At 68.5% G+C, this 8,993-nt stretch carries 9 protein-coding genes; 7 read left to right on the top strand and 2 right to left on the bottom strand.

The features are described 5' to 3' along the window. Window positions 1-991: aKG-HExxH-type peptide beta-hydroxylase (locus VF330_RS00555; RefSeq protein ID WP_330849452.1), on the bottom strand; the 991-nt coding region annotated here is incomplete at its 3' end. Between the two features lie 166 nt (window positions 992-1,157). Beyond that, the gene (locus VF330_RS00550; RefSeq protein ID WP_330849451.1) at window positions 1,158-1,310 is read right to left on the bottom strand and encodes a hypothetical protein; all 153 of its coding nucleotides are present in this window, start codon (window positions 1,308-1,310) and stop codon (window positions 1,158-1,160) included. 158 nt (window positions 1,311-1,468) lie between these two features. On the opposite strand from VF330_RS00550, the gene VF330_RS00545 reads away from it, so the two are divergent. The 7 genes from VF330_RS00545 to VF330_RS00515 form a co-directional block, all read left to right on the top strand. Next, window positions 1,469-2,266 (top strand): FadR/GntR family transcriptional regulator, encoded by a 798-nt coding sequence (locus VF330_RS00545; RefSeq protein WP_330849450.1) that lies wholly within the window; start codon window positions 1,469-1,471, stop codon window positions 2,264-2,266. Between the two features lie 102 nt (window positions 2,267-2,368). Next, window positions 2,369-3,502: a hypothetical protein gene (locus tag VF330_RS00540; RefSeq protein WP_330849449.1), complete on the top strand. Its 1,134-nt coding sequence runs from the start codon at window positions 2,369-2,371 to the stop codon at window positions 3,500-3,502. 223 nt (window positions 3,503-3,725) lie between these two features. After that, window positions 3,726-4,709, top strand: a complete 984-nt coding sequence (locus tag VF330_RS00535) for a LacI family DNA-binding transcriptional regulator (RefSeq protein WP_330849448.1) — start codon at window positions 3,726-3,728, stop codon at window positions 4,707-4,709. Between the two features lie 108 nt (window positions 4,710-4,817). Continuing rightward, window positions 4,818-6,155 (top strand): ABC transporter substrate-binding protein, encoded by a 1,338-nt coding sequence (locus VF330_RS00530; protein WP_330849447.1) that lies wholly within the window; start codon window positions 4,818-4,820, stop codon window positions 6,153-6,155. Beyond that, window positions 6,156-7,013, top strand: a complete 858-nt coding sequence (locus VF330_RS00525; protein WP_330849446.1) for a sugar ABC transporter permease — start codon at window positions 6,156-6,158, stop codon at window positions 7,011-7,013. Then, the gene (locus tag VF330_RS00520; protein WP_330849445.1) at window positions 7,010-7,843 is read left to right on the top strand and encodes a carbohydrate ABC transporter permease; all 834 of its coding nucleotides are present in this window, start codon (window positions 7,010-7,012) and stop codon (window positions 7,841-7,843) included. The genes VF330_RS00525 and VF330_RS00520 overlap by 4 nt, the downstream gene beginning before the upstream one ends. 11 nt (window positions 7,844-7,854) lie before the next feature. Next, window positions 7,855-8,993, top strand: a 1,139-nt coding sequence (locus tag VF330_RS00515) for an alpha-amylase family glycosyl hydrolase (protein ID WP_330849444.1), incomplete at its 3' end; no start/stop codon positions are given.

Here is an 8,993-nt window from a genome sequence, read left to right as displayed (position 1 = left end):
TGGCCGACCGCTCGAACCGGATGTCGGGCAGCACGCGGAAGCTGACGTGGTGGCCGATCGGCGTGCCGCGGTGGAGGCCGACGGGGTCGGCGCCGGTCTGCCGTCCGGTGAGCGCGCCCAGCAGCCAGCGCGCGTCCGGTCGCAGGTCATCCTCGTGCGAGGTCAGCCACCGCCCGATCTCGTCGGCCCGCTCCCGCGCCCTGGGCAGCAGGGAGTCCGGCCCGAGCGGCTCGTCACCGCGCAGTTCGGCGAACTGGGCGAGGCAGCTGTAGGCGTGCCAGGCGGCGAAGGTCTGCTCCAGCGGCCATCGCGCGTGCGACCAGGACGTCTCGAAGAAGTCCACGTCCTCGGCGTGGGCGTCGAGGAACTCCTTCGTGATCGCGAGCTCGAAGAACTTCTCGTGCGCACCCTCGTGGACCAGCGCCTCGGCGACCTCCATCGGCGTGGACGGCTCGTCGATCAGCACGATGCCCGGGACGTACCTCGACGACGCCGACACCACGCCACCCGAGGTGTCCTTGTTCAGGATGGCGAGCATCGACACGTGCGCGAGCAGGTCGTCGGCTGTCTCCGGTGCCAACGTGCGCAGCAGTCGGACGCCGTCAGCCACGACCGCCATCGCCTCCTCGAACCGCTCGCCGTCGGCCTCGGTCAGCGGCGCCGGGGACGCACCGGGCGGCGCGATGATCCGCAGGGGCGCCTCGATCAGGTCGGCCGCCCGCGGGTCCGCGGCGACCGGGAGCCCGGCGTCGCGCACGTGCATGGCCGCGACGCGATGGACGGCCTCCAGGTCGAGCTCGCCCTTTCCGGCGAGAGCCCTGCCGATCTCGTAGCGGACGATCGGGTGGTCCAGGAGGTTGTCCGACAACTGCGTGCCGGGAGCGAACAGGCTGACCGCGAGGCGGTACAGCGCCCGCCGCTCGTCGACCAGCACTTCCGCGGGCGCGATCGCGGCGTGCAACACGTGCGCGCTCGCCGTGGGTGAGCTCATCACCGATTTGACCTCGTTCGACGTCCCCCGACGCTGAGTGATGACCGACGACCCTACCGAAGCGACGCCCCTCAGCGCTGGTGGACAGGCCGGAAAAGACCGCCGCCCGGACCGCGGTTTCGCGGTCCGGGCAACGGGATTGCTGTTCATCAGCGGTTTCGGCTCATCAGCCGAACATGATGCTGGTGACGTTCACGAAGCCGACGACGGCGAGCGCGACGACCGAGACGGCGACCATCGTGAGAACGGTCCGCCACCCGATCGCGGTGACGGCGACTGCGACGGCGGCGGCTATTCCGAGTGAGCTCCCTGCGGACATCTCGTTTCCTCCCGACTAGGCGAGCACGAGCTCCCGGGTGTGGGCGGTCCCAGGCGTGTCGCCATGCTCCTAGGGTCGCGCGCTGTAGGTTGTCTGTCAACCGTTGCCTGGTTGCCAGACAAGTTGCAACCAGACCGCCCAGGCTTTACGCTGGATCAATGCCCGCCGACGAGTCCCATCTCGGCGAGAGCTGGTCGCTCTCGCCGGATTCGCGACGTCCCCTCCCCGAGCTGATCGAGCAGAAGCTCCGGGAACAGATCATCGGCGGCACCCTCAAGGCGGGCGACCGCCTCCCCACCGAGCCGGAACTGGCCCGCAAACTGGACGTCGCCCGGTCGTCGCTGCGCACGGCGCTGCAGAGACTGCAGCTGCAGGGCATCGTCGAGGTGCGCCGCGGCCTGGGCTGGTACGTGCGCCGCACCGACCTGACCGCCGTCGAGGAGAACCTGGAGGGCAGGCTCGCCACCCGGCAGTTCTCCCAGACCGACCTGCTGGAAGTGCGGATCGCGCTGGAGACCACGGCCGCGAGCCTGGCCGCGGTCCGCGCGGGCGACGGCGAGCTCGACGAGCTGGCCAAGCTGAACCGCCGTTACCAGCGGGCGCTCGTCGAGGACGTGCAGGAGGTGGCCGAATCGGACGAGGAGTTCCACTCGGCGCTGGTCCGCGCCTCGCACAACGAGCTGCTGGAGCAGATGTACCAGTCGCTCGTGCCCGGCCTGCAGGACTGCAGGCGGCACGCGCACCCGAGCACGGGAGTCCACAACCGGTCGGCGAACGAGCACGACCAGGTCATCTGGTTCCTGCGCCGCCACGACGAGGTGGGCGCGAAGAGCGCCATGACGACCCACCTGCTGGGGCTGTACAACGACCTGGCCGGCGACGACGGAAAGCCGAAAGCCACGTTGAACACGTACGTCGGCGTGTCGGACAACCCGATCTGGGACCGCCGGCGCTGACCGGCCGCTGGTACGGCGAGAACCGAATGGCTCTGGCGCTGCCGCGCCCCCGCTCCCACCATGGAGGGACAACCGGTGGAGTGAGGGGGCGGTTGACGAGTGGTGGCCGCGCGCAAGCACACCCTGGCGCCGGCCGTCGCGGTGGTGTTGCTCCTGGTCGCGGCAGCGGACCTGACCGCGGTGCTGCTCTGGCAGCCGTCCTCGCGGAACCTGCTGCACGACGTACTGGTGGTGCTGTGGCCGTTGCCGGCGCTGGTCGGCGTCCTGGTCGGCGCCTACGAGCTGTTCCTCCACCGCAGGCTGGTCACCGAGATCAGCCGCATCTCCGGTCCCGGCATCGTCGAGCACCTGCCGCCCGGTGACGTGCTGCAGGCGTTCCTGACCGCGATCTACGGCACCAACGACGCGAACCAGGACGTGATCTCCGGCGTGCTGGGCGGCCCCGGACTGCGCCCGCACGGCAAGGACCTCACGATCAGCACCAGCACGTCGGTGCGGATCCAGCTCCAGGGCATCGACACGACGACCTACCACCTGGTGATCACCCAGACCTACCGGTTCCGGCACCACGTCCCGGTGGACCGCTTCGTCATCCTCGCCACCAGCAACGTGCTGCTGCGCGACACGATCGCCGCGGCCTGCCGCTATCCCCTGTTCGAGCTCTACTACATCACCGACCCGTCGCTGTTCCTCGAGTCCGTGGACGACCTGCTCGGCTCGACGCAGATCGCGGTGGACTACGTGGACCACGAGGGCAACCGGCGGTCCGCGGCGCCGAGCCAGATCCCGCCGGTCGAGGTGCGCTTCGACCAGTGGTCGAACTACCTGACGTTCTTCCGCGAGCCGATGTGGCCGCTGCCGAAGCTGAGCCCCCACGACCACCTCGGCGACCTGCGGATCTTCGAGTGCGACCTGAGCGCCATCGCCGACGACCACCTGGTCAGCGCGATCCGGGGGCTGAGCCTGCGGTCGCGCACGCTCCAGCGCACCAACGAGGGTTTCTGCTACTGGCAGCCGCCGTACCCGTCGTACGTCGAGCAGATCGTCTTCGACGCGCAGGGCCTCGGCGTCGGCGAGTCACCGGAGCACGAGTTCTCCATCATGCCGTTCCTGTTCCGCTCCAACACCGTGACGGGGCAGTGGCTCAAAGCGGACGACCTGGACGACCTCACCGTTCGGTCGTGGCTGCTCCCCGGTCACGGGGTGGCGCTGATGTGGCGGGAGGCGCGGAGTTGACCGTTCCGCCGTTCGGTGCCCGCCGGAACCAGTCGACCTCGGCCACCGGTTCGGCAGGCGAGCGCGGCGGTGCGGGAACGGGCGGCCCTGGTTCGGTGTCCATCGCGCCTCCCTCGTCAGTGAGCGGGTGTTGGAGCGTAACCACGCGATCGGTCCGAAGGCGCCTGCCGAGCGGGTGAGCGCAGCTTGCAAACGGACGCAAGAAATTGCGTACACTTGCGCCATGACGCAACGGAGGCTGGCCGAGGTCGCGGCCAAGGTCGGGGTCAGCGAGGCCACCGTCAGCCGGGTGCTGAACGGGAAGCCGGGCGTCTCGGACGCCACGAGAAGTGCCGTGCTCACCGCGCTTGACGTGCTGGGTTACGAGCGGCCGACGCAACTGCGGGGGGAACGGGCGCGGCTCGTGGGGCTGGTTCTGCCCGAGTTGCAGAACCCGATCTTCCCCGCGTTCGCGGACGTCGTGGGCAACGCGCTGGCGCAAAGGGGTTTCACGCCCGTCCTGTGCACCAGGACCGCCGGTGGCGTGACGGAGGCGGAATACCTGGAACTGCTGTTGGAGCAGCACGTCAGCGGCATCGTGTTCGCCGGCGGGCTGTACGCCCAGAAGGACGCGAGCCACGGGCACTACCAGCAGATGATGTCCCGCAAACTGCCCGCGGTGCTGGTCAACGCCGCCATAGACGACCTGGCGTTCCCGCGGGTCTCGTGCGACGACGCGGTGGCGGTCGAGCAGGCGTACGGGCACCTGACGTCGCTGGGGCACAAGAGGATCGGGGCCGTGCTCGGGCCGCCGGACCACGTGCCCAGCCAGCGCAAGCTCGAGGCCATCGCCAAGTGCGGCGGCGCGGACGTGGAGCACGCCATGTTCAGCCTGGAGGGTGGGCAGGCGGCGGCGACCAAGCTCGTGCAGCGCGGCGTCACGGCGATCATCTGCGCGAGCGACCCGTTGGCGTTGGGTGCGATAAGGGCCGTGCGCAGGGCCGGGCTGGACGTGCCGAAGGACGTGTCGATCATCGGGTACGACGACTCCGCGTTCATGACCTGCACCGATCCGCCGCTGACGACTGTGCGCCAGCCGATCGAGGCGATGGGACGGGCGGCCGTGGAGCTGCTGGCCAACCAGATCTCGGGCAACGCCGTGGCGCCCGACGAGCTGCTGTTCGAACCCGAACTGGTGGTGAGGGCCTCCAGCGCGCCGGCGAGGTAACAGCACAGTCGCCTTCTTGCGAGTTTTCGTCTGGATATTGCGTTCAGATGTAACGGGGACTTATGGTCGCCGTCACATCGACGCGCTCGCGAGAAGGGCGGCCCCACCATGAAGAAGTCCGCTGCCGTGCTGATTGGCGGTGTCCTGGCGCTAAGCACCGTCGGCTGTGGGAGCGGTTCCACGACCGAGCCGGGCGGCAAGGTCCAGGTCGACATCAACGGCCAGCCGCCGCAGACCCAGGCGTTCGACCGCAAGGTGTTCGACGAGGACGTCGCGGCGTTCGAGCAGGCGAACCCGGACATCGACCTCGTGCCCCACGAGGGGTTCATGGACCCGAAGACGTTCTCGGCCAAGCTCGCCGGTGGCCAGCTGGAGGACGTCTTCTACGTCTACTTCACCGACCCGGCCGCCCTAATCGCCAGGAAGCAGGCCGCCGACCTCACCGAGTACGTGAAGGACGTCCCGCACTACGGGGACATCAAGCAGGAGCTCAAGGACGTCTTCACCGTCGACGGCAAGGTCTACGGCCTGCCCACCGCCAACTACACGATGGGCCTGCTCTACAGCCGCACCAACTTCACCAAGGCGGGCCTCGACCCGAACTCGCCGCCGAAGACGTGGGACGAGGTGCGCGCGGCCGCCAAGAAGCTCAAGGACGCCGGCGTCACCGGGTTCGCCGAGTACAGCAAGAGCAACCAGGGCGGCTGGCACTTCACCACGTGGGTCAAGTCCGTCGGCGGCGACGTCGCGAAGAAGGACGGCGACAAGTACGTCGCCGACTTCAACAACGACAAGGGCAAGGAGGTCCTGCGCAGGCTCAAGGAGATGCGCTGGGACGACGGCTCCATGGGCGAGAAGCAGCTCCTGGAGATCGGCGACGTGCAGAACATGATGGGTGCGGGCCAGCTCGGCATGTACCTCGCCGCGCCGGACAACGTCGCCGCGATCGTCAACCAGTTCAAGGGCAAGTACGACGACTACGGACTGGCGGCGATCCCGGAGCAGAAGGGCACCCTGCTCGGCGGCGAAGGGTACATGATCAACCCCAAGGCCTCGCCGGAGAAGATCAAGGCCGGGCTCAAGTGGATCCAGTGGAAGTACCTGAACCCGGACCGCCTCGAGCAGAACCTGCAGACCTACAAGGACCGCGGTCAGCCCGTCGGCCTGCCCATCCCGCCGATCGCCGACATCTGGACCGGTGAGCCGCGCAAGAAGCAGGAAGAGCTCAAGGGCAAGTACGCCACCATGCCGGTGCAGAACTTCCAGGCCTACGTGGACGGTTCCGAGAAGACCAAGGGCACGCTCGAACCGCCGCAGGCGCAGCAGGTCTACGCGATCCTCGACAGCGTCGTGCAGGCGGTGCTGACGAACAAGGACGCGGACCACGCGGCCCTGCTCAAGGACGCGGAGACCAAGGTCAACGCCGTCCTGGCGCAGGTGAAGTAGGTGCGGCGCCACGTCACCGCGTACGGCTTCCTGGGTGCCGCGCTGGTCGTCTTCGCGGTGTTCTCCTGGTTCCCGATCGTGCGCGGGGTGGTCCTGAGCTTCCAGCAGGTCAACTTCGTCACGAGCCCCGACTGGGTCGGCTGGGAGAACTTCGAGCGGCTCTTCGCGGACCCGCTGTTCGGGGTGGCGTGGCGCAACACCTTCTACTTCACGGTCCTGGCGATGCTCATCGGGTTCGGCGTCCCGTTCGTCACCGCCGTCGTGCTCAACGAGCTGCGGCACGCCAAGGGCTACTTCCGCCTGCTGGTCTACCTGCCGGTCATGCTCCCGCCGGTGGTCACGGCCCTGCTGTGGAAGTGGTTCTACGACCCGGGACCCGGCCTGTTCAACTCCGTCCTCAGAGGACTGGGGCTGCCTACCGGTCAGTGGCTCGACTCCAGCAGCACCAGCATGATCAGCCTCGTCCTCGTCATCACCTGGGCGAACATGGGCGCGGCCACGCTGATCTACCTGGCGGCGCTGCAGACCATCCCCGGCGAGCTGTACGAGGCCGCGGACCTGGACGGCGCCGGGATAGTCAGGAAGGTCTGGCACGTCACGATCCCGCAGACCAAGTTCGTGATCCTGATGCTGTTGCTGCTCCAGGTCGTCGCGACCATGCAGGTCTTCACCGAGCCGTTCATCATGACCGGCGGCGGACCGGAGGAGTCGACGGTCACCGTGCTGCTCCTGCTCTACCGGTACGCCTTCTACTACAACGACTTCGGCACCGCGAGCGCGCTGAGCCTGATCCTGTTCGCGGTGCTGGGCGTCTTCTCCTTCCTCTACCTCAAGCTCACCAGGAAGGCCGACGCGTGAGGACGCTGACGAGGGGCCGGGGCCCGGTCTACTGGGCCGTTCTGACGATCACGCTCGTGCTGTTCACGGCGGCGTTCCTGCTGCCGCTGGTCTGGGTGCTGCTCGGCGCGTTCAAACCGCCGGCGGAACTTGCCCGGCAGCCGCCGACGATCCTGCCGGAGACGTGGGAACCGGGCGCGTACGTCGACGCCTGGAACTACATGGACCTCGGCCGGTTCTTCCTCAACACGTTCGTCGTCGCGATCGGCGCGTGGGCCGTGCAGATGGCGGTGATCGTCCCGGCGGCCTACGCGCTGTCCAAGCTGCGGCCGTGGGGCGGCAACGTCGTCATGGGCCTGATGCTGGCGACGCTGATGCTGCCGTCGACGGCGGTGCTCGTGCCGGTGTACCTCACGCTCACCGACCTCGGCCTGCTCAACAACCCGGCGGGCATCTGGCTGCCCGCCGCGGCGAACGCGCTCAACGTCTACCTGCTCAAGCGGTTCTTCGACCAGATCCCCGAAGAGCTGCTGGAGGCCGCCAGGATCGACGGCGCGAGCACGTGGACGACCCTGGTCAGAGTGGTCCTGCCGATCTCCCGGCCCATCCTCGCCGTCGTGTCGATCTTCGCGGTCGTGGCGGCGTGGAAGGACTTCATCTGGCCGTTGCTCGTGTTCCCCGACCCGGCGAAGCAGACGCTCAGCGTTGCGCTTCAACGCTTCGCCCCCGACACCCCGATCAACCTCCTGCTCGCGGGCCTCGTGCTGGCGAGCCTGCCGATGGTGGCGCTGTTCCTGGCGTTCCAGCGGCACATCCTCGCGGGGCTCACCGCGGGCGGCGTGAAAGGCTGAAAGGACACCAGATGAGTTGGTGGCGCAACGCATCCATCTACCAGGTCTACCTGCGCAGCTTCGCGGACGGCAACGGGGACGGCATCGGCGACCTGGCCGGCCTCCGCGCGAAGCTCCAGCACATCGCGAGCCTCGGCTTCGACGCGATCTGGCTGAACCCGTGGTACCCGAGCCCGCTCGCCGACGGCGGCTACGACGTGGCCGACTACCGCGACGTCGAGCCGGTCTTCGGGTCGCTCGCCGACGCCGAGAAGCTCATCGCGGACGCGCACAGCCTGGGCATCCGGATCATCATCGACCTCGTCCCGAACCACTGCAGCGACCAGCACCCGTGGTTCAAGGACGGTTTGTGGGACCGCTTCCACGTCCGCGACACCGAGGAAATCCCCAACGACTGGCAGTCGCGCTTCGGCGGCCCCGCCTGGAGCAAGCTCGACGACGGCCGGTGGTACCTGCACCTCTACGCCGCCGAGCAGCCGGACTTCAACTGGGAGAACCCGGTCGTCCACGACGAGTTCGAGGACATCCTGCGGTTCTGGCTCGACCGGGGTGTCGACGGGTTCCGCATCGACGTGGCCGACGGGCTGGTCAAGGACTTCTCCAAGCCCGACGCCGACCTCCCCTACTCCGACCAGGACGGTGTGCACGACATCTACCGGCGGTGGCGGCAGATCGTCGACGAGTACGACGGCGACCGCATCCTCGTCGGCGAGATGTGGCTGCCCGACCCGGAGCGGTTCGCCCGGTACCTGCGCCAGGACGAGATGCACAGCGCGTTCAACTTCGACTTCCTCTGCTGCCCCTGGAACGCCGGGGAGCTCAGGAAGGTCGTCGACAGCACGCTGGCCGCGCACGAACCCGTCGGCGCGCCGCCGACCTGGGTGCTGTCCAACCACGACGTCACCCGGCACGTGACCCGCTACGGCCGGGAGAAGACCGGGTTCTCGTTCGCGGACCGCCAGCACGGCGCCCCCACGGACTTCGAACTGGGCACGCGCCGGGCCCGTGCGGCGATCATGCTCACGGCCGCGCTGCCCGGTGGCGTCTACGTCTACCAGGGCGAGGAGCTCGGGCTCTGGGAGGTCGAGGACCTGCCGGACGAGCTGCGCGAGGACCCGGTGTGGCACCGCTCGGGCTTCACCGACCGCGG

The sequence above is a fragment of the Lentzea sp. genome, from assembly GCF_036380075.1.
Lineage (GTDB): Bacteria > Actinomycetota > Actinomycetes > Mycobacteriales > Pseudonocardiaceae > Lentzea.
Note: the sequence above shows the minus strand (reverse complement) of the source record. Positions and strands in the feature narration are given on the sequence as shown.